Annotated in this window: 30 protein-coding genes and 1 other RNA gene; 15 read left to right on the plus strand and 16 right to left on the minus strand. The window is 72.5% G+C overall.

Annotated features, from left to right (window positions below):
* Positions 1–12: 12 nt before the first annotated feature.
* Positions 13–1053 (minus strand): Holliday junction branch migration DNA helicase RuvB, encoded by a 1041-nt coding sequence (ruvB, locus tag BUB97_RS13875; protein ID WP_073135705.1) that lies wholly within the window; start codon positions 1051–1053, stop codon positions 13–15.
* 164 nt (positions 1054–1217) lie between these two features.
* Here ruvB and BUB97_RS26230 point away from each other — a divergent pair, with 164 nt between their 5' ends.
* Positions 1218–1394: a hypothetical protein gene (locus BUB97_RS26230; RefSeq protein ID WP_175562633.1), complete on the plus strand. Its 177-nt coding sequence runs from the start codon at positions 1218–1220 to the stop codon at positions 1392–1394.
* Here BUB97_RS26230 and ruvA read toward each other — a convergent pair.
* Genes ruvA through BUB97_RS13890 form a run of 3 tightly spaced genes read right to left on the minus strand, consistent with a single transcriptional unit; the run spans position 1372 to position 3253 of the window.
* Positions 1372–1980: a Holliday junction branch migration protein RuvA gene (ruvA, locus tag BUB97_RS13880; protein WP_073135707.1), complete on the minus strand. Its 609-nt coding sequence runs from the start codon at positions 1978–1980 to the stop codon at positions 1372–1374. The genes BUB97_RS26230 and ruvA overlap by 23 nt on opposite strands.
* Positions 1977–2507 carry a crossover junction endodeoxyribonuclease RuvC gene (gene ruvC / locus BUB97_RS13885; protein WP_073135709.1) on the minus strand — a complete coding sequence of 177 codons (531 nt, stop codon included), beginning with the start codon at positions 2505–2507 and terminating at the stop codon, positions 1977–1979. The genes ruvA and ruvC overlap by 4 nt, the downstream gene beginning before the upstream one ends.
* Positions 2504–3253: a YebC/PmpR family DNA-binding transcriptional regulator gene (locus tag BUB97_RS13890; RefSeq protein ID WP_073135711.1), complete on the minus strand. Its 750-nt coding sequence runs from the start codon at positions 3251–3253 to the stop codon at positions 2504–2506. Before BUB97_RS13890 ends, ruvC begins: the two co-directional genes overlap by 4 nt.
* A gap of 384 nt (positions 3254–3637) precedes the next feature.
* Here BUB97_RS13890 and BUB97_RS13895 point away from each other — a divergent pair, with 384 nt between their 5' ends.
* From BUB97_RS13895 to BUB97_RS13910, 4 genes are all read left to right on the plus strand, one after another.
* A complete protein-coding gene (locus BUB97_RS13895) occupies positions 3638–4267 on the plus strand; it encodes an MSMEG_1061 family FMN-dependent PPOX-type flavoprotein (protein ID WP_073135713.1) in 630 nt (209 codons plus the stop codon).
* A gap of 1 nt (position 4268) precedes the next feature.
* Positions 4269–4697 carry an alternative ribosome rescue aminoacyl-tRNA hydrolase ArfB gene (gene arfB, locus BUB97_RS13900; protein ID WP_073135715.1) on the plus strand — a complete coding sequence of 143 codons (429 nt, stop codon included), beginning with the start codon at positions 4269–4271 and terminating at the stop codon, positions 4695–4697.
* Between the two features lie 97 nt (positions 4698–4794).
* Positions 4795–5736, plus strand: a complete 942-nt coding sequence (locus BUB97_RS13905; RefSeq protein ID WP_073135717.1) for a homocysteine S-methyltransferase family protein — start codon at positions 4795–4797, stop codon at positions 5734–5736.
* Positions 5737–5803: 67 nt separating this feature from the next.
* Positions 5804–6367 (plus strand): DUF4337 domain-containing protein, encoded by a 564-nt coding sequence (locus BUB97_RS13910; protein ID WP_073135719.1) that lies wholly within the window; start codon positions 5804–5806, stop codon positions 6365–6367.
* A 301-nt stretch (positions 6368–6668) separates the two neighbouring features.
* Here BUB97_RS13910 and BUB97_RS13915 read toward each other — a convergent pair whose 3' ends face one another.
* From BUB97_RS13915 to BUB97_RS13940, 6 genes are all read right to left on the minus strand, one after another.
* Complete coding sequence (locus tag BUB97_RS13915) at positions 6669–9215, minus strand: mechanosensitive ion channel domain-containing protein (protein ID WP_073135722.1); 2547 nt, start codon at positions 9213–9215, stop codon at positions 6669–6671.
* Between the two features lie 286 nt (positions 9216–9501).
* Positions 9502–10323: a TIGR00282 family metallophosphoesterase gene (locus BUB97_RS13920; protein WP_073135724.1), complete on the minus strand. Its 822-nt coding sequence runs from the start codon at positions 10321–10323 to the stop codon at positions 9502–9504.
* Entirely contained in the window at positions 10320–10937 is a 618-nt protein-coding gene (locus tag BUB97_RS13925; RefSeq protein ID WP_073135726.1) for a 5-formyltetrahydrofolate cyclo-ligase, read from the minus strand. Before BUB97_RS13925 ends, BUB97_RS13920 begins: the two co-directional genes overlap by 4 nt.
* Positions 10924–11078, minus strand: a non-coding RNA gene (gene ssrS / locus BUB97_RS13930) — 6S RNA. Before ssrS ends, BUB97_RS13925 begins: the two co-directional genes overlap by 14 nt.
* Positions 11079–11132: 54 nt before the next feature.
* A complete protein-coding gene (locus BUB97_RS13935) occupies positions 11133–11462 on the minus strand; it encodes a cell division protein ZapA (protein WP_073135728.1) in 330 nt (109 codons plus the stop codon).
* A gap of 3 nt (positions 11463–11465) precedes the next feature.
* Positions 11466–11750, minus strand: a complete 285-nt coding sequence (locus tag BUB97_RS13940) for a hypothetical protein (RefSeq protein WP_073135730.1) — start codon at positions 11748–11750, stop codon at positions 11466–11468.
* 140 nt (positions 11751–11890) lie between these two features.
* Between BUB97_RS13940 and BUB97_RS26235 the strand changes: the two genes are divergently transcribed.
* Positions 11891–12322: a hypothetical protein gene (locus BUB97_RS26235; protein WP_073135732.1), complete on the plus strand. Its 432-nt coding sequence runs from the start codon at positions 11891–11893 to the stop codon at positions 12320–12322.
* Between the two features lie 315 nt (positions 12323–12637).
* On the opposite strand, the gene BUB97_RS13950 is transcribed toward BUB97_RS26235, so the two are convergent.
* Positions 12638–13048 (minus strand): DUF2000 domain-containing protein, encoded by a 411-nt coding sequence (locus BUB97_RS13950; protein WP_073135734.1) that lies wholly within the window; start codon positions 13046–13048, stop codon positions 12638–12640.
* A 35-nt stretch (positions 13049–13083) separates the two neighbouring features.
* On the minus strand, positions 13084–13929 hold the full coding sequence (locus BUB97_RS13955) for an AraC family transcriptional regulator (protein WP_073135736.1): 846 nt from the start codon (positions 13927–13929) through the stop codon (positions 13084–13086).
* Positions 13930–14051: 122 nt separating this feature from the next.
* Between BUB97_RS13955 and BUB97_RS13960 the strand changes: the two genes are divergently transcribed.
* Both BUB97_RS13960 and thiE read left to right on the plus strand, forming a co-directional pair.
* The gene (locus tag BUB97_RS13960) at positions 14052–14969 is read left to right on the plus strand and encodes a class I fructose-bisphosphate aldolase (protein WP_073135738.1); all 918 of its coding nucleotides are present in this window, start codon (positions 14052–14054) and stop codon (positions 14967–14969) included.
* Positions 14970–15094: 125 nt separating this feature from the next.
* Positions 15095–15721: a thiamine phosphate synthase gene (gene thiE / locus BUB97_RS13965; protein WP_073135740.1), complete on the plus strand. Its 627-nt coding sequence runs from the start codon at positions 15095–15097 to the stop codon at positions 15719–15721.
* Positions 15722–15782: 61 nt separating this feature from the next.
* On the opposite strand, the gene BUB97_RS13970 is transcribed toward thiE, so the two are convergent.
* Positions 15783–16037, minus strand: coding sequence for a hypothetical protein (locus BUB97_RS13970; protein WP_073135742.1), 255 nt, complete (start codon positions 16035–16037; stop codon positions 15783–15785).
* 108 nt (positions 16038–16145) lie between these two features.
* Here BUB97_RS13970 and BUB97_RS13975 point away from each other — a divergent pair, with 108 nt between their 5' ends.
* Positions 16146–16859 carry an FkbM family methyltransferase gene (locus BUB97_RS13975; RefSeq protein ID WP_073135744.1) on the plus strand — a complete coding sequence of 238 codons (714 nt, stop codon included), beginning with the start codon at positions 16146–16148 and terminating at the stop codon, positions 16857–16859.
* Positions 16860–16891: 32 nt separating this feature from the next.
* Here BUB97_RS13975 and BUB97_RS13980 read toward each other — a convergent pair whose 3' ends face one another.
* The 3 genes from BUB97_RS13980 to epmA all read right to left on the minus strand — a co-directional run bounded on the left by BUB97_RS13980 (position 16892) and on the right by epmA (position 20565).
* Positions 16892–18010 carry a tellurite resistance TerB family protein gene (locus BUB97_RS13980; RefSeq protein ID WP_245818304.1) on the minus strand — a complete coding sequence of 373 codons (1119 nt, stop codon included), beginning with the start codon at positions 18008–18010 and terminating at the stop codon, positions 16892–16894.
* Between the two features lie 75 nt (positions 18011–18085).
* A complete protein-coding gene (locus tag BUB97_RS13985; RefSeq protein ID WP_073135746.1) occupies positions 18086–19309 on the minus strand; it encodes a GGDEF domain-containing protein in 1224 nt (407 codons plus the stop codon).
* 173 nt (positions 19310–19482) lie between these two features.
* Positions 19483–20565, minus strand: coding sequence for an EF-P lysine aminoacylase EpmA (epmA, locus tag BUB97_RS13990; protein WP_073135748.1), 1083 nt, complete (start codon positions 20563–20565; stop codon positions 19483–19485).
* 61 nt (positions 20566–20626) lie between these two features.
* On the opposite strand from epmA, the gene BUB97_RS13995 reads away from it, so the two are divergent.
* The 6 genes from BUB97_RS13995 (at position 20627) to BUB97_RS14020 (ending at position 26663) form a co-directional block, all read left to right on the plus strand.
* Complete coding sequence (locus BUB97_RS13995) at positions 20627–21691, plus strand: lysine-2,3-aminomutase-like protein (RefSeq protein ID WP_073135809.1); 1065 nt, start codon at positions 20627–20629, stop codon at positions 21689–21691.
* Positions 21692–21835: 144 nt separating this feature from the next.
* Positions 21836–22825, plus strand: coding sequence for a tripartite tricarboxylate transporter substrate-binding protein (locus BUB97_RS14000; protein ID WP_073135812.1), 990 nt, complete (start codon positions 21836–21838; stop codon positions 22823–22825).
* Positions 22826–23222: 397 nt separating this feature from the next.
* The gene (gene efp, locus BUB97_RS14005; protein WP_073135750.1) at positions 23223–23792 is read left to right on the plus strand and encodes an elongation factor P; all 570 of its coding nucleotides are present in this window, start codon (positions 23223–23225) and stop codon (positions 23790–23792) included.
* 13 nt (positions 23793–23805) lie between these two features.
* Positions 23806–24675, plus strand: a complete 870-nt coding sequence (locus tag BUB97_RS14010) for an inositol monophosphatase family protein (RefSeq protein WP_073135752.1) — start codon at positions 23806–23808, stop codon at positions 24673–24675.
* A 109-nt stretch (positions 24676–24784) separates the two neighbouring features.
* Entirely contained in the window at positions 24785–25981 is a 1197-nt protein-coding gene (locus BUB97_RS14015) for a GAF domain-containing sensor histidine kinase (RefSeq protein WP_073135754.1), read from the plus strand.
* A gap of 58 nt (positions 25982–26039) precedes the next feature.
* On the plus strand, positions 26040–26663 hold the full coding sequence (locus BUB97_RS14020) for a hypothetical protein (protein ID WP_073135756.1): 624 nt from the start codon (positions 26040–26042) through the stop codon (positions 26661–26663).
* Positions 26664–26668 lie beyond the last annotated feature (5 nt).

Below are 26668 nucleotides of genomic sequence, written 5' to 3' on the forward strand. Positions count from 1 at the left end.
GGCAAGGCGGCGCTACAGCCCCGGTTCGTCCAGCAGATCGCCCTGGGAAGCCAGGGCGTGGCGCGGCGGGGTCATGCCCAGGTGCTTCCAGCCGGGCAGGCCCAGCACGCGCCCGCGCTGGGTGCGCAGGATCAGCCCTTCCTGGATGAGGAAGGGCTCGATCACCTCCTCCAGCGTGTCGCGGCTCTCGGCCAGCGCCGCGGCGAGGGTTTCCACCCCCACCGGCCCGCCGCCGTGATGGTCGGCCAGGCGGCGCAGGTAGCGCCGGTCCATGGCGTCCAGCCCGAGGCGGTCCACCTCCAGCCGCTCCAGCGCGGCATCGGCCAGCTTGCGGTCGGCATCCCGCCCCGCCACCGCGGCGAAGTCCCTCACGCGGCGCAGCAGGCGGCCGGCGATGCGCGGCGTGCCCCGGCTCCGCGTCGCGATCTCCCGCGCGCCATCGGGGGTGAGCACGAAGCCCAGCTTCTGCGCCCCGCGCGCCACGATCCGCTCCAGCTCCTCCGGCGAATAGAATTGCAGGCGCAGCGGGATGCCGAAGCGGTCCCGCAGCGGCGTGGCGAGCAGGCCCGCGCGGGTGGTGGCGCCCACCAGGGTGAAGGGCGGCAGGTCGATCCGCACCGTCCGCGCCGCCGGCCCCTCCCCGATGATGAGGTCGAGCTGGAAGTCCTCCATCGCGGGATAGAGGGTTTCCTCAATCGCGGGCTGGAGGCGGTGGATCTCATCGACGAACAGCACGTCGCGCGGCTGCAGGTTGGTGAGGATGGCCGCGAGATCGCCCGCGCGCTGCAGCACCGGGCCGGAGGTGGCGCGGAAGCCCACCCCCAGCTCCCTCGCCACGATCTGCGCGAGGGTCGTCTTGCCCAGGCCCGGCGGGCCGAAGAGCAGGACATGGTCCAGCGCATCCCCGCGCGCCCGCGCCGCCTGGACGAAGACCGACAGGTTCTCCCGCAGGGCCGGCTGCCCGGTGAAGTCGGCCAGGGTCTGCGGGCGCAGCGTGGCCTCCGCCGCGTCCTCCTCCTGCCGGGTGCCGGCGGTGATGCGATCCGTGTTCATGGGCGGAACATAGCGTGATCGCCGCCCCCTGTCGCCGCCCCTGCCCGGCCGGTCAACTTTCGATTCATCGGCGCCGGGCCAGGATATCCGCGCCGCCCCGGCGCCAGGCGCAGGGGAGACGGAAAGAAGTTCCGCGCGCCGGCCGCACAGCACCCGAGGCCCGCATGCTCCCCTCCCTCACCAGCACCGCCCTCTATGTCCTGCTCCTGCCCGTCTTCGCCGTGGTCGCGAGCATCGCCCTCGGCGTGCTCTCCCTGCTGGTCCGCGCGCGCTGGACCCCGGCCGAGAGCAGGACGGCGGAGCGCGCCGCGGCGGCGCCTATCGCGGCGCCATCTCCTTGAGGCTCTCGCGGATGAGGGTGTTGAGGTCCGCCCCCTCCCCCAGACGGTCCTGAACCCGCGCCACCACCGAAGCCGCCTCCGGCCGGCGCCAGCCAAGGTTGAGCAGGGCCGAGACGGCATCCGCCGCCACACCGCGCTCCGGCACCAGCGCCGCCGGCACGACGAAGGCGGCATCGCCGGTCGGCATGCCGCCCACCTTCTCCCGCAGCTCGGACAGCAGCCGCACGGCGAGCTTGGGCCCGACGCCGGGCGCGCGGGTCAGGCTGCCGCGGTCCCCCGCCAGGATCGCCGCCGCGAGGTCCCGCGGCGAAAGGGCGGAGAGCAGGCCGAGCGCCACCTTCGGCCCCACGCCCTGGATGCCCGTGAGCAGCCGGAACCAGTCCCGCTCCGCCGCATCGGCGAAGCCATAGAGGGTGATGGCGTCCTCGCGCACCACCGTCTCGATCCACAGCGTGCCCTTCGCGTCCTGCGGCAGGGCGGAGACGGCGCGGGAGGAGGCGGCGACGAGATAGCCCACCCCGTTCACGTCCAGGATGCAGCCGCCCTCATGCACGGAATCCAGGCGGCCCGTCAGCTTTCCGATCATGCGGTCTGGTAGCCCCCGGTCTGGTAGCCACGGGCGAGCGCGTTGCGGGTGGAGCGGTGGTTGGCGTGGCAGATGGCGATGGCCAGCGCATCCGCCGCATCCGCGCGCTTGATCGCGGCCCCCGGCAGCAGACGGCGCACCATGTCCTGCACCTGGATCTTGTCCGCATGGCCGGTGCCGACCACGGCGCGCTTGATCTCCATCGCCTGGTATTCGGCCACCACCACGCCCAGCATCGCCGGCGCCAGCAGCACCACGCCGCGCGCCTGGCCCAGCTTCAGCGCGGCGCCCGGGTTTTTGTTGACATAGGTGTGCTCCACCGCCGCCTCGTCCGGGCGGTGAAGCTCGATCAGCGCGGTCAGCGCGCGATGGATGATGCAGAGGCGGTCCGCCAGCGGCAGGTCCGCCTTCGTGCTCACCACCCCGTCGCCCAGGTGCCGCAGCCGCGACCCGCTGCTCTCCACCAGCCCCCAGCCCGTGTGCTGGAGGCCGGGATCGAGCCCGAGGATGCGGACGGAGCCGCTCAAGCCGTCAACCGGTCGAGCACGTCGTCCGGCACGTCGAAATTCGCATAGACCGACTGCACGTCGTCATGGTCGTCCAGCGCATCGACCAGCTTCAGCACGCCGCGCGCGGCCTCCTCGTCCAGCGGCACGGTGGCGTTGGGGCGCCATTCCAGCTTCGCGCTCTCGGCCGGGCCCAGCTTCGCTTCCAGCGCGTCGCGCACGGCGAACAGGTCCTCGATCGCGGTGCGGATGGCGTGGCCGTCCTCGTCGCTCTCCACGTCCTGCGCCCCGGCCTCGATCGCGGCCTCCAGCACGGTGTCGGCATCGCCCGCCGCCGGCGGGTAGCGCACCACGCCCTCCCGCTCGAACTGGAAAGCGACCGAATTGCTCTCGCCCAGCGCCCCGCCGTTCTTCGAGAACATCGAGCGCAGGTCGGAGGCGGTGCGGTTGCGGTTGTCGGTCAGCGCCTCGACGATGATGGCGACGCCATTCGGGCCGTAACCCTCGTAGCGCACCTCGTCGTAATTCTCGGTATCGGTGCCCTGGGCCACGCGCTTGATGGCGCGCTCCACCGTGTCGCGCGGCATGTTGGCGGTCAGCGCCGCCTTCACCGCCGCGCGCAGGCGGGGGTTGTGCGCCGGGTCCGGCAGGCCGGACTTGGCCGAAACGGTCACCTCGCGGATCAGCTTGCCCCAGGCCTGGGCCCGCTTGGCGCTCTGCGCCGCCTTGCGGTGCGCGATGTTCTTGGCATGCGAATGGCCGGCCATGGCGGCGTCCTGTTCCTCTCTCGGGCGGCGGCGCGCCAGCCCCGGCCCTCCGCCGGGGGAACCGGGAACCACGCGCCGGCCCGCCGGGGCCAGGCCCTCCACTCGGAAAGGCGGCCCGCACGGCGGGGCTGGGGAGGTGCATGATAACCGCCGCGGGGGAACGGCGCCACCCGCGGGCGGGGGCCTTCATCCCGCTGGGGCCTTGCTCCGGGCTCTCGGTTTGTCCCGGGAGCAGGAACGGCCGGGCCGCCTCGAATGGTCTCTGAATCCACGGGACGCGTTCCGTTCCAGGAAACGCCCCTCCCTCTCCGTGCCGTGCGCCCGGTCCGGCGCACCGAACGCCGACGGAGACGCCGGGCCGGGGGCCGGTGTAGAAAAAACCCCATGGACGCAAACCCCGCCCCCCACCCCTTCGACATCACGACGCATGAGGCGCTGGCGACGCTCTACGCGGCCCCATCCCCGGTCGTGCTGGCGAAGGCGACGGACCGGATCGAGGGGCGGAGCGCGGCCTTCATCGCCAACTCCCCCTTCTGCGTGCTCAGCACCATCGGCCGGCACGGCCCCCACGCCACGCCGCGCGGCGACGCGCCGGGCTTTGTCACCCTGCTGGACGAGAAGACCCTCGCCCTGCCCGACCGCCGCGGGAACAACCGGTTGGATGCCCTGCGCGACGTGCTGGACGACCCCCGCGTGGCCCTGCTCTTCCTCGTGCCCGGCATGGGCGAGACGCTGCGCGTCCACGGCACCGCCCGCATCACGACGGACCCCGCGCTGCGGGAGCGGCTGGTGATGGGCCGCGCCAAGCCGGCGACCGTGCTGCTCATCTCCGTCACCGAGGTCTACATGCAGTGCCCCCGCGCGCTGCTGCGGGCGGAACTCTGGGCCGGGCGCGCCAAGCCCGAGGGCACGCCGAGCGGCGGCGAGCTGATCGCCGAGCACACCAAGGGCGCCTATGCGGCGGAGACCTATGACACGGTGACCGCCCCGCATTGCGCCGAGAACCTGTACTAGCTTGGAGCCGCTTCGCGTCACGAACCGGCTGACCATCCCCGCCGAGGCGCTGGAGGAGAGCTTCATCGCCGCCTCCGGCCCGGGCGGGCAGAACGTCAACAAGGTGGCCACGGCCGTGCAGCTGCGCCTGCACACCGCCCGCGTGCCGGACCTGTCGGAGCGGGTGATGACCCGGCTGCGCGAGTTGGCGGGGCGGCGCATGACGGAGGAGGGCATGCTCCTCCTCACCTCCCGCGAGCACCGCACGCAGGACCGGAACCGGGAGGCGGCGCGGGCCCGGCTTCTGGCCCTGCTGCAGGAAGCCGCGGCGCCCCCGCCGCCCACCCGGCGTCCCACCCGCCCCACCCGCGCGAGCAAGGAGCGCCGCCTGACCGCCAAGGGCGTGCGCGCCGGCATCAAGCAGGGCCGCGGACGGGTGCGGGACGAATAAGCGCCAGGCGGAACCCCGGGCGCGACCCGTCGCCCCCGCTGCGCTAGGCTCCCCTCACCCGCCCCGAAGCGGCGGGATCAGCCCAGGGGGAACAGCCATGGCCCGGTACCGCGACGCCCTGCCGCAGCTCGGCGAGGCCACCTTCCTCACCGATGGCGGGCTGGAAACGACGCTCATCTTCCACCAGGGCGTCGAGCTCCCCCATTTCGCCTCCTTCGTGCTGCTCGAGACCGAGGAAGGGCGGCAGCGCCTGCGCCGGTACTACGAGCCCTATCTCACCCTCGCGCGGGAGCGGGGCCTGGGCTTCGTGCTGGACTCCCCGACCTGGCGCGCCAATCCCGATTGGGGCGCGCGGCTGGGCTATGACGCCGAGGGGCTTCGGCGCATCAACATGGCGGGCATCGCCCTGCTGCACGCCCTGCGCGACGAATGGGAGACGCCGCAAACGCCCTGCGTCGTCAGCGGCGTCGTCGGCCCGCGTGGCGATGGCTACCGGCCGGGCCGAATCGCCATCGGGGAGGCGGAGCGCTACCACGCGCCGCAGATTGCCGCCTTCGCCGAGGCGGGTGCCGACATGGTCGGCGCCTTCACCCTCACGGAATTGCACGAGGCGACCGGCATCGCGCGCGCCGCCGCCGCCCAGGGCCTGCCCTGCGCCCTCTCCTTCACCGTGGAGACGAACGGCCGGCTGGTGAGCGGACCGAGCCTGCGCGAGGCAGTCGAGGCGGTGGATGCCGAGACCGGCGGAAGCCCCGCCTACTACATGGTCAACTGCGCCCACCCCACGCATTTCGAGCAGGCGCTGGCGGCGGGCGAGGGCTGGGTGGGGCGCCTCCGCGGCATCCGCGCGAATGCCTCCGCGAAGAGCCATGCCGAGCTGGACGAATCCACGACCCTGGACGATGGCGACCCACGGGATCTCGGCCGCCGCTACCGCGCCCTGCGGCAGCGCTTCCCGGGGCTTCGCCTCCTGGGCGGCTGCTGTGGCACGGATGAACGGCATGTCCGGGCCATCTGCGAGGCCTGTGTCGCGGCCTGAGGAGGCCACTTCACAGAATCGAGAGCCGGTGGCATCCCCTGCGCCACCACGAAGGGGAGCATCCACCATGGCCGGCCACGGGCATGTCGAGCATTCCGGCGAGAACAAGCGTGTCGCGCTGCTGATCGCGGTGCTGGCGCTCTGCCTCGCCATCGCCGAGACAGGCGCGAAAAGCGCGCAGACCGAGGCGCTCTCCCGCAACGTCGAGGCCTCCAACCTCTGGGCCTTCTTCCAGGCCCGCACCATCCGCCAGACCACCGTCCGCACGGCCGCCGAGGCCCAGGCGCTCCAGCCCGAAGCGGCGGAGGAAGCCCGCCGCGCCGCCACCACCCGGCAGGTCCAGGCCTGGCTTGCCAGCGCCCAGCGCTGGGAGAGCGAGCCCGCCACCGGCGAGGGCCGGCGCGAGTTGGCCGACCGCGCCAAGGCGGCGGAACGCGTCCGCGACCGCTCCATGGCCGCCTACCACATGCATGAATACGGCTCGGCCGCCTTCCAGGTCGCGATCGTCGTCGCCTCGGCCAGCATCGTCACGGGCGTGCCGCTGCTGGCGCTGGGCGGGGCCATCCTGGGAGTGATCGGGATCGCGCTCACCGGCCTCGGCTTCTTCGCGCCGGAGCTGATCCACTTCTGATCTCCGCGCGTTCCGGGCGCTTTCGTTTGAGGGCTCCGCCCTCGACCCGCCAAGGGCCTGAGGCCCTTGGAACCCCATCTGACTGCCGTGGATACCCTGATCGAAGGGGTCTCCCGGTGAGGGTGCTTTGTTCTGCCTTTGCAGTCGCCTGAGGTCATCGACCTCAGGCGCACCGTCAGCCGAATGATTCCAAACTTCCAAAACAAGATGATGGTGAGGGGTCCGGGGAGAGGAAGAATTCCTTCTTCCTCTCCCCGGGAGAGACCAACGTCTCAGAACGAGGGATAGCGCCCCCGCACTCCTACTGCGTATTCCCCAGAGCCGCCGGCGGCGGCGAGTGCTTTTCCGCCGTCCCGTCCGCTTCGGCCGGTTCCGGGCGCCGTTCCTCCCGGGTTACGCCTGCCGCCTCCGCCTCGGCCGGCGTACGCGCGAAACGGGAGAGGATGACGGACTGCGCCGGCACGGCGATGGCGATTCCCAGTTCCTCGAAGCGCTGCTTGATGCGGCGGTTGAACTCGCGCTGCACGCCCCAGCGGCCCGTGTCCTTGCACTTCATCTGGCCGAGCACGGTGAAGGTGGCGCCATCCACCTTGTCCACGCCCCACAGCGCGAAGTCGTCCAGGATCTGGTCCTTGAAGGTGGGGTCCTTCCGCATCTCGGCGCCGATCTCCTTCAGCACCTGACCCACCCGGTCCGTATCCTCTGAGAAGGCGACGGTGACGGAGACCGCGGCATTGCCGATGCCCTTGTTCGTGTTGGTCACGGTGGTGACGGAGCTGAACGGGATGACATGCACCGAGCCATCGCCCGCGCGCAGGCGGATGGTGCGGATGGAGAGGTTCTCCACCGAGCCGGACAGGCCCGAGACCGTCACCCAGTCGCCCACCTGCATCGTGTTCTCCAGCAGCAGGAAGATGCCGGTGATCACGTCCTGCACCAGCTTCTGCGAGCCGAAGCCGACCGCGACGCCGAGGATGCCGGCGCCCGCGAGGAGCGGCGCGATGTTCACGCCGAGCTGCGACAGCGCGGTGAAGCCCACGATGGCGACGATCAGCACCAGGAGGGTGCTGTGCAGCAGCGGCAGCAGCGTCCGCAGCCGGGCGGAGCGCGCATAGTCGCCTCGGGCGGACATGTCCGCCATCTTGCGGTCGATCCAGGCATTCACGCCCTCCCAGATCACGATCGCGAGCACGCCGGCGATCAGCAGAACGAGGGCCGAGCCGGCCAACCGCTGCCCCAGCCGCCCGTTGCGGAAGGATTCGGTAACGTCCAGGCCCCAGACCTGCAGCAGCGCCAGGACCGTCACCACGCCCATGCCGATGGAGATGCCCTTGCGGAGCACGGGCACGTAGCGGTTGGCCCGCCCCTCCAGGAAGGGCAGCCGCTGCGCGGTCTCCGCCTTGATCTTGAACAGCCGGTCCAGCAGCCCGAGCAACGCGACCGCGACGAGCCGTGCGACGACGAGCACCACCACCGTCGCGCCGACATAGCGCAGCAGCAGGCCGTAGCCGTTCTCGATCTGCAGGGCCCAGATGAACCAGAGCGCCAGCAGCAGGAAGATCGCCGCGATGTGCCACACCCGCGCAAGCCAATGCCGGGCCAGCGCCAGCGCGCCCCGGGATTCCGCCGGCGCGTCGATCATCACCGCCACGCCGCGCCGGCATTGCAGCACGACGACGATCAGCAGCAGGTGGTTGAGCAGCACGATCAGCTTGGCGGCCGAGGCATAGGCCGCCGGATAAAGGCCGAGGATGCGCGCCATCTCCAGCACCGCCATGCCGTAGATCGCGATCCCGGTGACGCGGCCCAGCCAGACCTCCGCATAGGCCGCCGTCTCGTCCGACATGCGGAACAGGCGCAGGAAGCGCGAATGCGGCGAGACCACCGCGCAGCCCGTCACCATGATGACGTGCTGCACCACGAAGGCGTTCACCGCCGCCAGGATGATGAGCGGGGTCACCCCGCCATCGCCGAGCGGGGTGGCCAGCAGCAGGTTCCCGACCAGCGCGAAGGCGCCGATCGGGACGAGTTCGAGCACCAGGCGCAGAAGCGCGAGGGGGGCGCGCTGGATCAGGCGCAGCTCGGCCTGGCTCGCCACCTGCGGGGTCCCCTGGCTGGCTCCCTGGGCCGCGGAGACCTTGCGCGCCACGGCCTTGTCCACCGCGCGACGCTCCAGCGTCGCCATCGGCCGCCGCATGGCGCGGCGCAGCAGCCATCGCACGCCCCAGGCGCAGGCCAGCACCACAGCCATTCGCCAGGCCACATCGAGGATGGCGGATTGCGCGAAGGGGTTGCTCGCCGTCCGGACCAGCCACATCCAGACCAGCGGCACGCTGGCGATGGTGTTGCCCGCCGCCGCGAGATGGCCGGACAGGGAGGAAAGCCAGCCCGAAAGCGCCGCGATGATCTCCGCCAGCAGGCTGTCCGAGGTGAGCGAGACCGGCTCCTCGGCCGCGGCGGGGGAGGCTGGGGCCGGGGCCGGAGGGGCCGCTGCTGTGGCTGGCGCGGCTGCCGTGGCTGGCGCCGGGCCGGGCCGGACGGCCGCCCCGGGCGCCACCCCCGCCACCGCCCGCAGGGCGTCCAGCACCTGCTGGCGCCGCGCGTCGTCCTCCAGAAGCGTGAGCGCGTTGCGCGCCTGCTCCGGCGTCAGCGCCGCCGGGGCGGGGACGGCGGTCCCTTCCGGTGACTGCGCGCGGACGGGCGCCGAGGCCAGGAAGAGCGCCGCGAAGAGGCCGAGGAAGAGGAAGCGAAAGCGCCGGATCCACGCCTCGTCCGTCGAACCCCCGGCGTCGTCCGGCCGGGGAAAAGGTCGCTCGCACGGGTTCAGGGCGCGGGTACGGTTCTGCATTCCTTGGAAGACTCCAGGGATCATCCGGTTCATCAGGCGGGCCGTGGCCCGTGGGCGGGCGCGGGCACGAGGTCCCCGCGCGCGTCATGGCAGGCCGGGCGCGGTGCCTCGCGGGCGCCGCGCATCATCCGGACTGGCATGCATCCCCGGCCCCGCGATCGGCGTGGCGGAGGGCGCAACTCCGGCTAAAGCGGGCGGAGCGGGTCCCGAGTTGCACCTGCGGAGGCGGGAAAGGCGCCCAATCCGCCTCCGGAACAGGCCGGCGGCGGCATCGGCAGGGCGCGGATCAGAAGCCCGGCATCACCTGGGAAAGGCGCCCGCCGAGGCGGAGCGCCCCGATACGGCGCGCCAGGCCGGTCGCGTCGTCGGTCTCGACCAGCACGCCGCAGAGGGTCGCCTCGCCCTCCGCCGGAGCCAGCCGCTCGGACGGGTATTTGCGCCAGAAGCGAAGGGAGGCGCCGCCCTTCTGCATGCCGATCACGCTGTCATAGTCGCCGCACATGCCGGCATCCGTGACATAGGCCGTGCCGCCCTCCAGCACCTGGTGGTCGGCCGTGGGGACATGGGTGTGGGTGCCGGCCACCAGGCTGACCCGCCCGTCGAAGGAATGGCCGAAGCCCAGCTTCTCGCTCGTCGCCTCCGCATGGATGTCCACCACCACGGCCTGCACCGAGCCGTTCGCCCCCAGGCTGTGCCGCGCCAGCTCCGCCTGGGCGGCGCGGAAGGGGTCGTCCAGCGGCTCCATGAAGAGCCGGCCCATCACCTGCATCACCAGGGCGCGGCCGCGGCCGGGCACATCCACCACGGTGGCGCCGCGCCCGGGCGTGCCGGGCGGGTAGTTCATCGGGCGGATCAGCCGGGGCTCGGCCTCGATGAAGGGCACGATCTCCTTGCGGTCCCAGGCATGGTTGCCCAGCGTCAGCACATCCGCCCCGGCATCGAGGAAGGCGCGCGCCATGTCGGGGGCGAGGCCGAAGCCATGGGAGGCGTTCTCGGCGTTCAGCACCACCAGATCGGCGGCCAGGTCGCGCCGCAGCACGGGCAGGCGCGATGTCACCGCATCGCGCCCCGCGCGGCCGACCACATCGCCCAGGAACAGGATTCTCAACCGGGGGAACCTTCTCGAAACCGCATCACCCCGGCCTCGGTCGCCACCGCGTCCAGCGGGGCGTCATGAGGGCCGGAGGGCACCACATCCATTTCCTGGCAGGCGAAGGCCACGCCCAGGGTTCCCGCCCCGGGCAGCGCGGCCAGGGTGCGGTCGTAATAGCCGCCGCCATAGCCCAGGCGGCGCCCGGCGCGGTCGAAGGCCAGGAGGGGGACAATCAGCCAGTCCGGCACCAGCCGCGGCGCATCCTCCGGCGGCTGCTGCGTGCCCACCGGGCCCTTCGCCAGCACGTCCCCGAACGCGAACGCGCGGAAATCCAGCGGCAGGCCGCGCCTGGGCGTGCGCGGCAGGCACAGCCGGTGCCCGCGCGCGGCCAGGGCCCGCATCAGCGGCCGGATGTCGATCTCATGCCCCATGGGCCAGAAGCCGGCCACCACGGCACCCGCGGGCGGCGGGGCCTCCCGCAGAACATGGGCGGCCAGGGCCGGGCCGGCGCCGGCCGCATAGGCACGCGCGCGGCGCGCCTGCGCCTCCTCCCGCGCCACGGTCTTGGCCGCGCGCAGAAGGGCGTCATCGCCCGGAGGGAAATGGGGAAACAAGTGCGGAGCCGCCATGACCGCTGGCGATTCGTCCTCCCAAGGCCTGCTAGCGCAGGTGGGCGCCAGATACCCGGACCAGGGTCCGGACAGAGCCAGCTCCCGGAGGATGCTTATTGGCCCTGGGGATGATTTGCCTGGCGCGAAAGGCAGCCCCGCCCACCCTATCTAGGCCTTCGGGCCGCCCCGCGCCAGGGCCCCGCGCGCAACGGATCAGGACTTTCCGAGATCCGCCGCGATGCCCTCGATCCGCTCCGCCACGCGCGCCAGCCGCTCGGCCAGGCGCGGGTCGGTCGGTGGGGTGGGCGGCAGGATGCCGGCGCGCGCCTGGGCCAGCTCCACCTTCAAGTCATGCACCTCGTCGGCCAGCAGCAGGGAGGCCAGCAGCAGCAGCCGGGGTTCCCCGTAGCAGCCGCCCATGGTTCTCACTGAGGCAACGCGGCGGTCCACCTCCGCCGCCAGGGCGATGAGATGCGCCTCCTGCCCGTCCTCGCACGAAACCGGATGGCTGTACCCGCCGACGCGAACCGTGACCTGTCCCAATGCTTAGCCCTCCTCGGCGCGGCGCGGGACATCGCCCGGCTCCTCGCCCTCTTCCGGCAGTCCAGTCTCGTCGCCCTCGGGGCCATCCGGCAAATCGGCCCCGTCGGGCAGGGCCGCGCGCAGCCGGGCGATGGTCGCCTCCAGCCGTGCCGAAAGCGCGGCAACCTCTTCCATGGGTACGCCAGCCGCCTGCACCGGCGGGCGGGCCGCGACCCCGGCGGCCACCCGCGCCAGCCGCTCCACCGCCGCTTCCAGCCGTGCGGCCGCCTCTGCCAGGCTGTCCGACATGCCGCCCCCAATCTCTTCACGCCCGCGCGCAACCACGGGCCACCATCGCCCCACGCCCGTTGCCGGGTGTCACACAGGAGCGTGAGGGCTTTACGCACCCGCCCGCAAGGGGGTCAACCCGCCAGGACCCCAGGAACACCATGACACACGCGCCCGTCACCACCCCCCCGGCCGTTCGTTTCCGCTCCGCGGCGGAAGCCGCGGCCGCCCTGTCCCTGGCCACCCCGGCCGGCGTGGTGCTGCTCTCCGTCCGTGGCGCCGCGGCCTGGCCCGGCGCCGCCGTGGTGGCGGCCATGGTCGCCTGCGCGGCCTCCGCCCATCCCGGTACGCCCTATCAGGCGGCGCTGGACTGCGGCAGCGCCCCCGGCCTGGCCCTGGAGGCGCTGCGCCAGGGCTGGCGCCTGCTGGCGCTCGATGCCGGCCACCCCGCCTTCCCCGCCGTGCGGGGGGCGGCGGAGGAAGCCGGCGCCACCCTCCTGCCCCAGGCCCCGCCGGCGCTGGACCTGTCCGGCCTGGATCTCCGCAGGCCTGGCGGCCGCGCCATCCTCGCCCGCCACCTCGCGGGCGGCTGACCTCTCCGGCCGCCTTGGGAACGTTCTGGCCCGTCGGGCTTCCCGGAGAGGGCGCCGCCCTCTCCGGACCTCGCCCGCCAAGGGCCTGAGGCCCTTGGAACCCCGTCTGACTGCCGTGGATATCCCGTGCCGATCCTGCCTTTGCAGTCGCCTGAGGTCGTGGACCTCAGGCGCACCGTCAGCCAACCGATTCCAGACTTGAAGAAAAAAGATGATGGGTCGAAGGCACTGCCTTCGACGGGTCCGGGGAGAGGAAGAATTCCTTCTTCCTCTCCCCGGGAAAGACCGACAGATCAGGACAGAAGCGCGACCGGATCAGGGATGCAGCACCGCCCCCTTCGTCGCCTTGTCCACCTCCTTGCGCGGCCCCCGCAGGGCCAGGCCGACGAGATCCGGCGCATCCGCCGGCTCCGCCCGGAAGGCGTCGCGGTTGGCCGCGTCATGGCCCGTGCCGAACATCGCGCGGACATAGGCGGCCCGGATCAGCCCTCGCTCATTCGCCTGGGTCCAGGCGCGGCGCAGCACCTCGGGGGACGCCGCGAAGATGAGCATAGGCTGGCCGAGCAGGCGCGCGTGACGCCGGCCCGAAGCATCCTCATAGGGCTCGCCCAGCGCCTCCGGCGCCTCCGCCGCGATGCCGGTGGCCAGGAAGGCCGTCACGTTCAGCTTCTGCCAGGTGGCCAGATCCTCTAGCACCAGGATCGCCACCTTCGTCTCGAACACCATCTGCCCCGCCCCTTCGTCGTCAGACCGGGCGGATGTCAGCGGCGCGGCCACTCCCCGTCTGGAACGCCCGTGCGGAGGGCGCGATAGGCGCCGGGGGCCAGCCCATAGGCGCGGCGGAAGCGGCGGCCGAGATGGCTCTGGTCGGAGAAGCCGCAGGCCGCCGCCACCTCGGCCGGGCGCGCCCCGGCAGCGAGCATCCGCCGCGCGCGCAGCAGCCGGATCTGCACGAGATAGGCATGGGGCGAGGTGCCATAGGCCGCGCGGAAGGCGCGGGCGAGCTGGAACCGGTCGGCCGCCCCGGCCGCGCGGGCCAGATCATCCGCCCCGGGGTCGCTCTCCATCGCATCCTGCAGCCGTTCCCGCGCGCGGCGGGCCACCCCGGCATCGCGCCCGGTTGGCGCCGCGCCTTCCTCGCGCCCGAGATGCGGGCGGAGGCGGCGCAGCACCGCATCCAGCGCCGCATCGCGCAGCAGCCGCTCCGACGGCGCCTCCAGCGCGCGGCAGGCGCGGCGGATGGCCTCGCCCAGCGCCGCATCATCGCAGAGGCTGGCCCGGAAGCCGGGATCGGTGCCCGGCGCTTCGGGCATTCCGGCGCGCAGCCAGGGGCGCGGCAGGTAGAGCATGCGATAGGCGAAGCCGCCCTCCGCCCCGGCCTGCCCGTCATGCGCCTCCTGCGGCTCGATCAGGATCACGCGCCCCGGCGTGCTGCGGCGGCGCGCGCCACGGCAGAGGAAGTCCTGCACGCCGCGATCCGTCACCCCCACCAGCCAGTCGTCATGCCGGTGCAGGTCATAGGCATGGGCGGCGAAGCGGGCGCGGATCGCCTCGATCCCAGTCGGGGCGTCATGCACCAGCCGAACCTCGTCGGGCGGCGCGGTCATGGCAGGCGGATGGCTGCGGGCATCACAGTGGCGAGCATAACGACCCCGCCCCCCGCCGTGACAATCCGCCGCCCCTGCGGCTTACTCCCAGCCGCCCGAAGAATGACCGAGGAGGAACCACCATGCAGATCACGCCGAAGGTCCGCGAGATCCTTTCCTGGTATGAGAGCGACAATCCCGGCACCAAGACGAATCTCGCCCGCATCCTGATGGAGGGGAAGCTCGGCGGCACCGGCCGCATGGTTATCCTGCCCGTGGACCAGGGCTTCGAGCATGGCCCGGCACGTTCCTTCGCGCCCAACCCCGCCGCCTACGACCCGCGCTACCATTTCGAGCTGGCCATCGAGGCCGGGCTGAACGCCTATGCCGCCCCGCTCGGCATGATCGAGGCGGGCGCAGCCAGCTTCGCCGGCGCCATCCCGACGATCCTGAAGGTGAACAGCAGCAACTCCCTGTCCACCACCAAGGACCAGGCCGTGACCGGCTCGGTGGCGGATGCGCTGCGGCTGGGCTGCTCGGCCATCGGCTTCACCATCTATCCCGGCTCCGAATACCAGTTCGAGATGATGGAGGAGTTGCGCGAGATGGCGGAGGAGGCGAAGGCCGCCGGCCTCGCCGTCGTCGTCTGGAGCTATCCGCGAGGCCCGATGCTGGACAAGGTGGGCGAGACGGCCCTCGATATCTGCGCCTATGCCGCGCATATGGCCGCGCTGCTGGGCGCCCATATCATCAAGGTGAAGCCGCCCACCGAGGCCATCTCGCTGGATGCGGCGAAGAAGACCTACGAGAAGTCGCCCGTGCCGGAGATCGGCACCCTCGCCGGCCGCATCCGCCATGTCGTGCAGTCCTGCTTCGGCGGGCGCCGCCTCGTCGTCTTCTCCGGCGGCGAGTCCGGCACGAGCGAGGCGATGGTCGAGATGGCGCGCGGCATCCATGCGGGCGGGGGCAACGGCTCCATCATCGGCCGCAACACCTTCCAGCGCCCGAAGGAGGAGGCGCTGCGGCTACTGTCGGACATCATCGAGGTGTACCGGCGCTAGAGGCGGCGCGCGGCGACACACCAGGCGGGCGGGCCGCGGAGGCCCGCCCTTTCCCGGAACGGGGCGCATCGGGCGAAGGCATGGTATCAGCGCGCCGAAGCCGCTCACCGGACCACCCGCCGCCCATGCCCGATTGCCGCCTCTACCTCATCACCCCGCCGCGCATCGACCTCGCGCGCTTCCCCGAGGACCTCGCCCGCGCGCTCGATGCCGGCGATGTCGCCTGCCTCCAGCTTCGCCTGAAGGACGCGCCGCCTGACGAGGTGCGGCGCGCGATCGACGCCCTGCGCCCGGTCGCGCAGTCCCGCGACGTCGCCTTCCTCCTCAACGACGATGCCGAGCTGGCGGCGCAGACCGGCTGCGACGGCGCGCATCTCGGCCAGGAGGATGGCGACCATGCGCGGGCCCGCGCGCTGCTGCGGGAGGGCATGCTCGGCATCACCTGCCATGACAGTCGGCACCTCGCGATGGAAGCGGGCGAGCTGGGCGCGGATTACGTCGCCTTCGGCGCCTTCTTTCCTACCTCAACCAAAGACGCGAAGCACCATGCGGATCCCGAGATCCTGGAATGGTGGTCCTCACTCTTCGAGATCCCCTGCGTCGCCATCGGCGGCATCACGGCGGAGAATTGCGCACCGCTGGTGCGCGCGGGGGCCGATTTCCTCGCGGTGGTCGGCGCGGTGTGGAACCACCCGGAGGGCCCGGCACAAGGCGTGCTTGCGATGAACGCCGCCATTGCCGCGGCAGCCTGACGCCCTCAACAACAGAAGCCGCGCTCCCCGCCGGGGAGCGCGGCCCTTCCGCCTCGGCGGATCAGCGCGGCATCGGGTCGGCCGGCCGCATGGAACCGGCGGGCGCCGTCTGGCGGGGGGCCGGAGCCGGGGCGCCGGGGGCGCCCTCCAGAACCATCCCGCCGCCCGCGTAGGCGCCATCGGTGTTGCTGCGCGGCGAGCCGCGGTCGATCGGCGGGCCCGGCGAGCGGCCCGTGCTGCTCCGGCCGTCATAGAGGTTCGCCATGGCAGGGGTGGCCATCATCAGTGCGGCCGCGGCGAGGGTGAGGATACGCATGCTGCACCTCCGTTTGGTTGCAACACGCCCAACGCCGGCTTCATCACGCGGTTGCGCGGGCGCGCCGCGAGGCCATCTGCGGAGCGGAACGGCGCGAGCGGGCGATTGATGGACGAGCTGACCTTCCTCACGGCGCTGCACAGGCCCGGCGCGCTCATCGATGTCGGCGCGCATGAGGGGCTGCTCACCCTGCCGCTCGCGGCGCTTCCCGGCGCGCGGGTGATCGCCTTCGAGCCCCTCGCCGCCGCCCGCACCGCGCTGGAGGCCGCCGCCGCGGGCCATCGGAACATCGCCATCCGGCAGGAGGCCCTGGGCGACGCAGCGGGGAGGCTCGACCTCGCCATTCCCATCCTGGACGGCACGCCGCAATGGCAATGGGCCAGCACCGCCAAGAGCTACGAAGCCCATGCGGGCGGGCGGGTCGCGGTGCGGCGCGAGCCGGTTCCCGTCGTCACCCTGGACAGCCTTGGCCTGACAGATGTCACCGCCATCAAGCTCGATGCGGAGGGCGCGGAATACGCCATCCTCCGCGGCGCCCGGCAGACCCTCGCCCGCTGCCGGCCCGTGCTGACGCTGGAGCTGGAGGAGCGGCATGCCGAGGGGTGCAGCTGGGCCGTGCCCGCCTTCCTCGACGCGCTCGGCTACGAGACGCTGTTCGTCCATGAGGGGCGCTGGCGCGAGATGGCGGAGCTGCACCGCCCGACCATGCAGCGCGCCAGCCCGGACCCCTCGGTCTTCGCCGCCTCGGACCCCTACATCTTCAACTTCTACGCCTGGCCGCTGGAGCGCGCCGCCGAGGCGCGCGCGCTCCTTCCGGCCTGAGGGATGAGGCCCCGCGGACTACGCCCCGCGAATCAGGCCACGCCGCCCGGGCCCGGCGAGGTTTCGGCGGCGATGAGTTGGTTCGCCTCCGCCGCCTGCTGGTCCAGCGACTGCCGCAGCCCCGGCGCCAGCCCGAGGCGGTGCGCCAGCGCGTCGAGATAGGCGCGCTCGGCCGCCGTGTCGGGTTCCGCCACGAGGCGCGAGACCATGTAGATCTCCGACTTCTGGGCATCGGTGCGCGCCATGGCGGCGACCGCCGAGGGATCGGCCGCGGATTCGAGTGCCTGGAAGACGAAGCCCTTGGCCTCCGCATCCAGCTCCAGCCGCTCCACCTCGTCGAAGACGCGGCGCCGCTCGTCCTCGTCCAGATGGCCGTCCGCCTTGGCGGCCGAGATCATCGCCTTGATCAGCGAAAGGCCGAAGGGCTGGCCGTCGGCCGCCGGCATGTCCTCCCGGGCGAACTCCTCCGGCGAAGGCGGCATGGGCGCCGCGCCCGACGCGGCCGGGACTCCACCGGACCAGGGGCCCGAGGCCGGGCGCGCCGGCTGCCCGCCCGCCATCGGAGCCTGGCCCGGCATCTGCCCAGCCGGCTGTCCCGGGGCCTGCCCCTGGCGCTGCGACTCCTGCCATTGCTGCCAGGCGCGGTAGGCCAGCGTCCCGAGCACGGCCATGCCGCCCATCTTCAGCAGCCCGCCGCCGCCGCCACGCCGGCCACGGCCCAGAAGCGAGCCGAGCAGGCCGCCGGCCGCCGCCGTTCCGATGGCGCCGCCCAGCCCGCCACCCAGGCCGCCACCCAACCCGCCGCCGCCGGAGCCGCCGAGGCTGCCGATGGGCCCGCCGAAGATGCCGCCCCCGCCCCGCCGCTCGCCCTCATTGCCCAGGCTGCCGATCGATCCGCCGAAGCCACCTCCGCCCCTGCGGCCGTCATCGTCGCCCATGCTGCCGATGGGGCCGCCGAACATCCCGCCGCCCCGCTGCCCGCCCGTGCTGCCAATTCCGCCGCCACCGCCGAGCAGCCCGCCCAGGACATCCCGCAGCGAGCCGCCCCCGCCACCGCCTCCCAGGCTGCCGATCCCGCCGGAGGACCTGTTGTCGCTCGAACGCCCCTGGCCCCCGAGGAACCCTTCCAGCAATCGCTTCGTGTCGAACATCCGCGCTTCTCCCGATCAGACCGGCACAACGCCCTGCGGGCCGCTTCGATGCGCGGCGGAGGCGACAGGGCGGGATCAGGCGGCCTGTGGCGGCTTCTCCGGCCCGGCATGGCGTGCGCTGCGAAGGGCGGCTTCGGCACGCCGCAGCAGGGTGCCGAACTCCTCCAGGCCGCCCTGCCCGGTCGCGACGCCGAGATGCACACGGGGCACGGGGGCGCCGGGCGCGCCCGGGGGCAGGCGCTCCTGCATCAGGTGCCGCAGCCGCTCCGCCATCATGGCTGCGGCGGCGGGCGGCATGCCCTCCAGCAGCAGCGCGAAGCCCGAGGCGCCGTGCCGGAAGACGAGGTCATCGGCGCGCAGGCTCATCGCCAGGGCCCCGGCGAGCGGGCGCAGCGGCACCGCGCCATGGCCCGGCGCGGCCATCACCTCCAGCACGACGAGCCCGAGCGGGCGGCCATTCGCCTGGGCCCGGCGGAGGCGCGCGCCGCCGATGGGAAGGAGATGATGTTCGGCCAGCGCCCCTGTGCCGGCGTCGCGCCCCGCGCCGCGCACCAGCGCGGCATGCCGTCGCCGGTAGGTCAGCAGGTCGAAGAGATCGGCCAGCGGCCGCTCCTCCCCGGCTCCGGACCGCCCCTCGAACAGCCGGAGATAGGCACCCAGCATGAGGCCGAAGACGATCGCCGCGCCCATCTTCGCGGCCCATCCGCCGAACAGCGCCGCCATGGGCACGCCGGTGACAAGGCGCAGCACCGCGAAGAAGGCGAGCTGGTCGAAGCTCAGCACCAGCGCGGTCGCGACGATGATCCGCGCCGTCTGATGCCGGCCGAACCAGGGGGCGATGCGCTCGTAGAGGAGGACGAGCATGATGCTGTCCACGAAGAGCAGCAGCGTGCCCCAGACCATCAGCACGCCCATCTGGTCGATGAAGCCGATATCGGGCCGGCTGCCGGCCAACGAGACCGGCTCGTGGAAGCGCAGCAGGAGGCACATGGCCACGATCAGCATGTTGCCGATCAGCAGCCCGTAGACCGGCTGCCGCACCGCCACCGCATCCTCCTTGATGTAGAGGAGCAGCACCATGACGAGCTTGCCGGAGAAGAGCACGGTCGAGCCCGGCGAGATCAGGCCGAAGGGAAGTTCGATGAAGAAGACGGCGGCCAGATAGGTCTCGAGGAAATGCATCACCCCGAGCGCGCAGACGAAGACGCCGATACCGAGCGCGCCGCGGGCGCGGAAGATGGCGGCCATGGTGCCGAAATAGAGAAGCGCCTGGACCAGAAGCAGCATCACGCCGTTCACGACCGCCCCTCCGCGCCGGGACCTGGCCGGGGAAAGCACCACCGCCGCATGCGCGACTCCCATTCTGGAGGGCGGAGAATGACGAGCGGGACGAAAAGCTCAACCGCCGATCGAGAATGCGTCGTATTCCCGAATGCCCTCGCGAGGCGGCGGAGATGCGCGCCCGTGCCCTCTCAGCCGGGCTCGAAAGGCCAGCCCCCGAGCCACAGCACGCCTTCCAGAGCCGGCACCCCGGCAGCGAGCATGGCCAGCCGGTCGAAGCCCATCGCGATTCCGGCCGTCGCGGGCATACCCTGGCGCAGGGCGGCCAGGAAATCCTCGTCCACTCCCCAGCCCGGCCCGTAGAGCGCCTCCCGCTCCGCCACGTCCCGCCGGAATCGCAGCGCCTGCTCCTCGGGGTCGCGCAGCTCGTCGAAGGCGTTGCCGAGTTCCAGCCCGGCGGCGAAGACCTCGAAGCGCAGGGCGGCGCGCGGATCGGCGGGGTCGCGCCGGGCCAGCGCGGCCTGGGGCGCCGGCCAGTGAGTGAGAAAGCTCGCCCGCTCCCGCCCCAGGCGCGGCTCCACATGCTCCAGCATCAGGTGGAAGAACAGGTCCTCCCAGCCCAGCCCCTCCGGCACGGCTAACCCGGCCGCACGGGCCGCCGCTGCCAGCGCGGCCGCATCCCCCTCCGCGGTTGCCGCGTCCACGGAGGCCAGCACATCCACGCCGATGCGGGCGAAGGCACCGGCCACCGTCAGCCGCTCGAAAGGCATGGAGAGGTCCGTCTCCACCCCCGCATGCGCCACGCGCCGGGGCAGCACGGCGCGCAGATACGCCTCCACCGCCTCCATGAGCCCCTCCAGGCCCTGCCCGGCGAGATAGACCTCCAGCATGGTGAATTCCGGCGCGTGGCGCGGCGAGACCTCCCCGTTGCGCCACACCCGGGCCAGCTCGAAGCAGCTGCCGGCCCCGGCCACGAGCAGCCGCTTGATGGCCAGCTCCGGCGAGGTGCGGAGCCAGAGGTCGCGCCCGTCCCCGCGCCCCAGATGCGGCTCGAAGCGGGAACGGAAGCCGTGCAGATGCACCTCCATCCCCGGCGCGGGCACGAGGCAGGGCGTCTCCACCTCCATGCAACCGCGCGCCTCCCAGAAGGCGCGGGTGTCGCGGGCCAGGGCGGCGCGGCGACGCAGGGCTGGCAGGCGCGCGTCCAGGGCGTCCGGATGCCAGGGGGCGGGGCCATGGGGGTTGGGGCCATGCGGCAAGGTCGGGGGCTCCATGCGGCGGAAATCCGGGCTTGTCCGTGACACAAGGGGGCGGTTGGGGCTACCTGCCGCCGCCATGCCCGACGGCTCCCTCCCCTCGCCCCGCCCGCTGCGCGATGCCGATGCCCTGGCGGCAGCCGGCCTCGTCCCCCCCGCCGCCCTCCCGGCCCTGCGGGAGGTGGCGGCGCGCTATGCCGTCTCCGTCACCCCGGCCATGGCCGCGCTGATCGACCCCGCCGATCCCGCCGACCCCATCGCCGCGCAATACGTGCCCCATCCGGCGGAGCTGGAGACCACCCCGCAGGAGCTGGCGGACCCCATCGCGGATCATCCGCATACGCCCGTGAAGGGCGTGGTGCACCGCTACCCCGACCGCGCGCTGCTGAAGCCGCTGCTCGCCTGCCCCGTCTATTGCCGCTTCTGCTTCCGGCGGGAGCAGGTGGGGCCCGCCGGCGGGGTGCTGAGCGAGGCGGAGCTGGATGCGGCGCTGGACTGGTTCGAGGCCCATCCGGCGGTGCGGGAGGCGATCCTGACGGGGGGCGACCCCCTCATGCTCTCCCCGCGCCGGCTGCGGCACATCCTCGCCCGCCTCTCGGCCCTGCCGCATCTCGACATCATCCGGCTGCACACCCGGGTTCCTGTGGCCGACCCGGGCCGGGTGACCGAGGCCATGGCCGAGGCGCTGGAGAGCGAGAAGGCGGTCTTCCTCTGCCTGCACGCGAACCACGCCCGGGAGTTCACCGGGGAAGCGCGCGCGGCGCTGCGCCGCCTCTCCCGCGCCGGGGTGGCGCTGCTGGGCCAGGCCGTGCTGCTGCGCGGCGTCAACGACACGGCCGAAAGCCTGGAGGCGCTGCTCCGCACCATGCTCGCCCACCGGGTGAAGCCCTACTACCTCCATCAGCTCGACCGCGCGCCGGGCACCGCGCGCTTCGAGGTGCCCATCGCGGAGGGGCGGGCCCTGCTCGCCTCCCTGCGCGGCCGGGTGACGGGGCTGGCCTGGCCGACCTATGCGCTGGACCTGCCGCAGGGCCAGGGCAAGGCGCCGATCGGGCCAGACTTCGCCGAGCGCGCTGAGGGCGGCTGGCAGGTGCGCGGCCCGCTTGGCGGCGGGCATTTCCAGGCGGATGCCACGCCGGGCTGACCGCCCGGGGAACCGCCGGGCTCGCCGCCCGAGGAACCGCCGGGCTGACCGCCCGAGGAACGGCTTCCCCGCCCCGGCGCCGCCGGGCACACTCCCCGCAACGAAACGGTGCCCGCAGGACGAGGCGCCATCGGGGAGATGTTCATGCAGAAGACCACCCGCCGCGGCATTGCCGCGTACGGCCTTGCCCTCCTGGCCGCCCCGCGCCTGGCCCTGGGCCAGGGTGCGGCTTTCCCGAGCCGGCCCATCACCATGGTGATCCCCTTCGCGCCGGGCGGCCCCACCGACATCGTGGGCCGCCTGATGGCGGAGGCGATGACGAAGGAGATTGGACAGCCCGTGGTCGTCGAGAACACGACCGGCGCGGGTGGCACGCTCGGGGCCCAGCGCGTCGCGACGGCGCGGCCGGATGGCTACACGGTCCTGCTGCACCATATCGGCATGGGGGTCATCCCCACCATGTACCGCCGGCTCTCCTATGACCCCGTGAACGGCTTCGAGCCGCTGGGTCTGGTGACCGAGGTGCCGATGACGCTGGTGACGCGGAAGGACATTCCCGCGAACAACCTGGCAGAACTCGTGGCCTACATGAAAGCCCAGGGGGACCGCTTCAATCTCGCGGATGCCGGCATCGGCTCCTCCTCCGCCCTGTGCGGCGCGCTTCTGGCCAATGCCATCGGGGTGAAGCCCACCGTCATCCCCTTCCGTGGCACGGGCCCGGCCATGCAGGAGATCCTGGGCGGCCGCGTGGACCTGCTCTGCGACCAGACAACCCAGACCACCGAGTATATCCGCGCCGGCCAGGTGAAGGTTTTCGCCACACCCTCCCGCCACCGGATCGCCACCCTGCCGGAGATCCCCACCACCACCGAGGCCGGCCTGCCCGGCTTCGAGGTGACGGTCTGGCACGGGCTCTATGCGCCGCGCGGCACGCCGGCCCCAGTCTGCGCGCGACTCACCCAATCCTTGCAGGCCGCACTACGGGAACCGCGGATCGTGCAGCGCTTCGCCGAGATCGGCACGGCGCCCGTTTCCCAGGCGGATGCGACGCCCGAGGCGCACCGGCGCTTCTGGACCGCCGACATCGCCAAGTGGAAGCCGGTCATCGAGGCGACGGCGAGCTTCGCCGACTGACGCTTCGGCAGGGCATCATCCCCAGCCCTGGTGCCCTGCCGCACCGGTTCCTCACAGGGTTTTCCACAGGCCGATCCAGGCAAAAACCAATGCGCTTCAAGATGATGTGGGACCGTGCGGAGTCGTCCCCACAGCTTTTCCCACTAAATGCGCTCTCGAATCTGTGAGCAATGCTGCAACGACGAAACGGGGTCAAGGGCACGGGGGCGGCGGGGCTCCGGGGTGGCCGGGGGGCGCGCCGCATGGCGCGCGGTTGCCAGCCCCCCGCCCACGCGTGTATGGCCCGCGGCCGATCCTTCCCATCCCGCGCGCCCCACGGCGCCGACCATCCGCGCGCCCCGGCGCGCTCCACCCGCGCGCCCCTGGCGCGACCAGACGACGAACAGGACGCCCCATCATGGCGAAGATGCAGGCCAATCAGATGCGCGCCGGCATGGTCATCGAGTTCGAGGGCGCGCGCTACACCGTGCTCAAGCAGAACATCATGATCCCCGGCAAGGGCGCCGCGGTCATCCAGGTCGAGATGCGCAACATCAAGACCGGCGCGAAGAAGGACCAGCGCTGGCGCACCGCCGACACCGTCGAGCGGCTGACGACCGAGGACAAGGAGTTCACCTTTTCCTATGCCGAGGGCGACCACCTCGTCCTGATGGATCCGGAGACCTTCGAGCAGACCACCGTCTCCAAGGACATCCTCGGCGACCGCCTTCCCTTCCTGGTCGAGAACATGACCGTCAACGTCCGCCTCATCGAGGGCGAGCCGGTGGCGATGGAGCTGCCGGACACGGTGACGCTCGAGATCGTCGAGGCCGATCCGGTGGTGAAGGGCCAGACGGCCTCCTCCTCCTACAAGCCGGCGGTCCTCTCCAACGGTGTGAAGACGATGGTGCCGCCCTTCATCACCGCCGGCGAGAAGATCGTCGTGCGCACCGAGGACGCCTCCTACCTCGAGCGCGCCAAGGGCTGATCAGGAAACCACCATGTCCGGCGCCCAGCCCTCCGCGCGGCTCTCGCCCGCGCTCACCGTCGTCGTCAACGCCGCCCGCAAGGCCGGGCGGCGCCTGTTGCGCGACTTCGGCGAGGTCGAGAACCTGCAGGTCAGCAGCAAGGGCCCGGGGGACTTCGTCTCCCAGGCCGACCTGCGCGCCGAGGAGACGCTGCGCGAGGAGCTGCGCCGCGCCCGCCCGGGCTTCGCCTTCCTGATGGAGGAATCGGGCGAGAGCGGCGAGGCCGATTGGGAATGGCGCTGGGTGGTGGACCCGCTGGACGGCACCACCAACTTCCTGCACGGCATCCCCCAGTGGTGCATCTCGGTCGGCATCGAGAAGCGCGTCGCCGACAAGGCGTCGGAGATCATGGCGGGCGTCATCTACAACCCCGCGACCGACGAGCTGTTCTGGGCCGAGAAGGGCCGCGGCGCCTTCCTCAATGACAAGCGCCTGCGCGTCTCCGGCCGGCGCGAGATGACCAGCGCCCTCTTCGCCACCGGCATCCCCTTCGCCAAGGTGCCGCAGCGCGCGGAGTTCTCCACCACCCTCGCGCGCCTCATGCCGCAGGTGGCGGGTATCCGCCGCTTCGGCTCTGCGGCGCTCGACCTCGCCTGGGTCGCGGCCGGGCGGTACGAGGGCTACTGGGAACTCGGCCTGAAGCCCTGGGACTGCGCGGCGGGTATCATCATGGTCAAGGAAGCCGGCGGCTATGTCACCGGCCCCGGCGACGAGGACCCCTACGCCACCGGCAACATCGTGGCCGGCAACCCCTTCCTGCACCCGAAGCTGCGCGAGGCCGTGGCCGAGGGCATCGCCTATGTCGCGGAGCGCCGCGGCGAGGCCGCCGCCGGAACGGGCTGACTCCACGACCCGTTCCGCGGCAGATAGCCCGGCGGGGTGGCGGCCGCCATCGGCCGCGCCCATACTGCGGGACGGGCCGCTCGGGCCCGCCGACTTGGGACGGGAAGGCGTGAGCGGACCTCTCCAGCGCGACGTCGAGGCGGTTGGCCGGATCGAGGCCGTTCCCACCATCCTCGACGTGATCTGCCGCACGACCGGCATGGGCTTCGCCGCCATCGCCCGCGTCACCGAGGATCGCTGGGTCGCCTGCGCCACGCTCGATCACATCGGCTTCGGCCTGAGGTCGGGCGGCGAGCTGCGGGTCGATACGACGATCTGTCGCGACATCCACCGGAGCCGCGAGCCCATCGTCATCGACCATGTGGCGGAGGACGCGGCCTATTGCGGCCATCCGACGCCGGCGATGTACGGCTTCCAGAGCTACATCTCCGTGCCCATCATTCTGCGGGACGGCAGCTTCTTCGGCACGCTCTGCGCGATCGACCCGCGCCCCGCCCGCGTGAACAACACCGAGACGATCGGGATGTTCCGCCTCTTCGCGGCGCTGATCACCACCCATCTGAACGCCGAGGCGGAACTGGGCCGCGCGCGGGAGGAGCTGTTGCAGCAACGCGCCCTCTCGGAGCTGCGCGAGCAGTTCATCGCGGTGCTGGGTCACGATCTGCGCAACCCCGTGGCCTCGGTGGCCTCGGGCGTGCGCCTGCTTCAGCGCTCGGTGCAGGACGAGGCCGGGCGGAACATCCTCGCCCTCATGCAGAGCAGCATCGTCCGCATGGGCGGGCTGATCGACAATCTGATGGACTTCGCCCGGGCACGGCTCGGCGGTGGGCTGGAGCTGGAGGTTTCGGCGGAGCGGCCCCTGGGCCCGGTGCTGGAACATGCCGTCGAGGAGCTTCGCGCCGTCCACCCGGGGCGGGCGATCGAGGCTTCGATCGACATCCCCGGGCCGGTGGCGGTGGATCAGCCGAGGATCGCCCAGCTGCTCTCCAACCTTCTCGGCAACGCCCTGGCCCATGGCACGCCGGGGGTGCCGGTGCGCGTGGGCGCGACGGCGCGGGACGGGCTGTTCTCCCTCTGGGTCGCGAATGGCGGCGCGCCCATCCCGCAGGAGGCACGGGCCGGGCTCTTCCAGCCCTTCTTCCGCGGCGAGGGGCGACCGATCGCGCAGGGCCAGGGGCTCGGCCTCGGCCTCTATATCGTCGCCGAGATTGCGCGCATGCATGGCGGCCGGATGGAGCTGGCCTCCGACGAGACGGAAACGCGCTTCACCTTCCTGATGCCCCTTCCTCCGGCGCCCCGGCGCTGAGCGGGGCGCGGAACCCTGCTCGCTTCAAGCCCGTGCCATCCTGGGCTAGCTTGCGCCCGTGACCCCTGCCCCACTCCGCCACCCGGCCGCCGTCGCGGTCCTGGCGCTCCTCCTGGCCGCCGGCCCGGCAAGCCCTCCGGCCCTCGCCCAGGCGGGGAATCCCGATTCCGCCCCTTCCGCCACCGAGCCGGAGGGGCCTTCCGACCCGCAGGAGGCGCCGCCGAGCCCGGCCGACCTCTCCGCCGCGCCGCGCCCTTCCCTGCCGGCCGATCTGGCGAGTCTCGGCCTCGGCCCGGATTTCACGCGCCTGCCCATCGGCGGCTGGCGCCTGGGGGGCCGCAGCGGACAGAGCGAGCCCGACCACGAGGCGCGCCTGGCGATCGAGACGATCGGCCGCTACCTCGCGCAGCAGTCCAGGGGGCGGGTCACCATCATCGCCCAGACCTCCGGCCCGGCGGACGACCCCTCGGTCGCCCGCCGCACCAGCCTCGCCCGCGCGATCACGGTGAAGTCCTCCCTCGTCCGCGGCGGCCTGGCCGGCACGCGCATCGATATCCGGCCGATGGGCCGGACCGATGAGGAGCTGGACGCGGTGGACATCGTCGCGCCGCCCGCGCCCCGGCCGCGCGAGGCCGCCGCGCCGGCCACCCCCACCCCCGCCCCCACCCGCAGAGGCGGCTGACCCGC

This window comes from Muricoccus roseus (genome assembly GCF_900141905.1).
Lineage (GTDB): Bacteria > Pseudomonadota > Alphaproteobacteria > Acetobacterales > Acetobacteraceae > Roseomonas > Roseomonas rosea.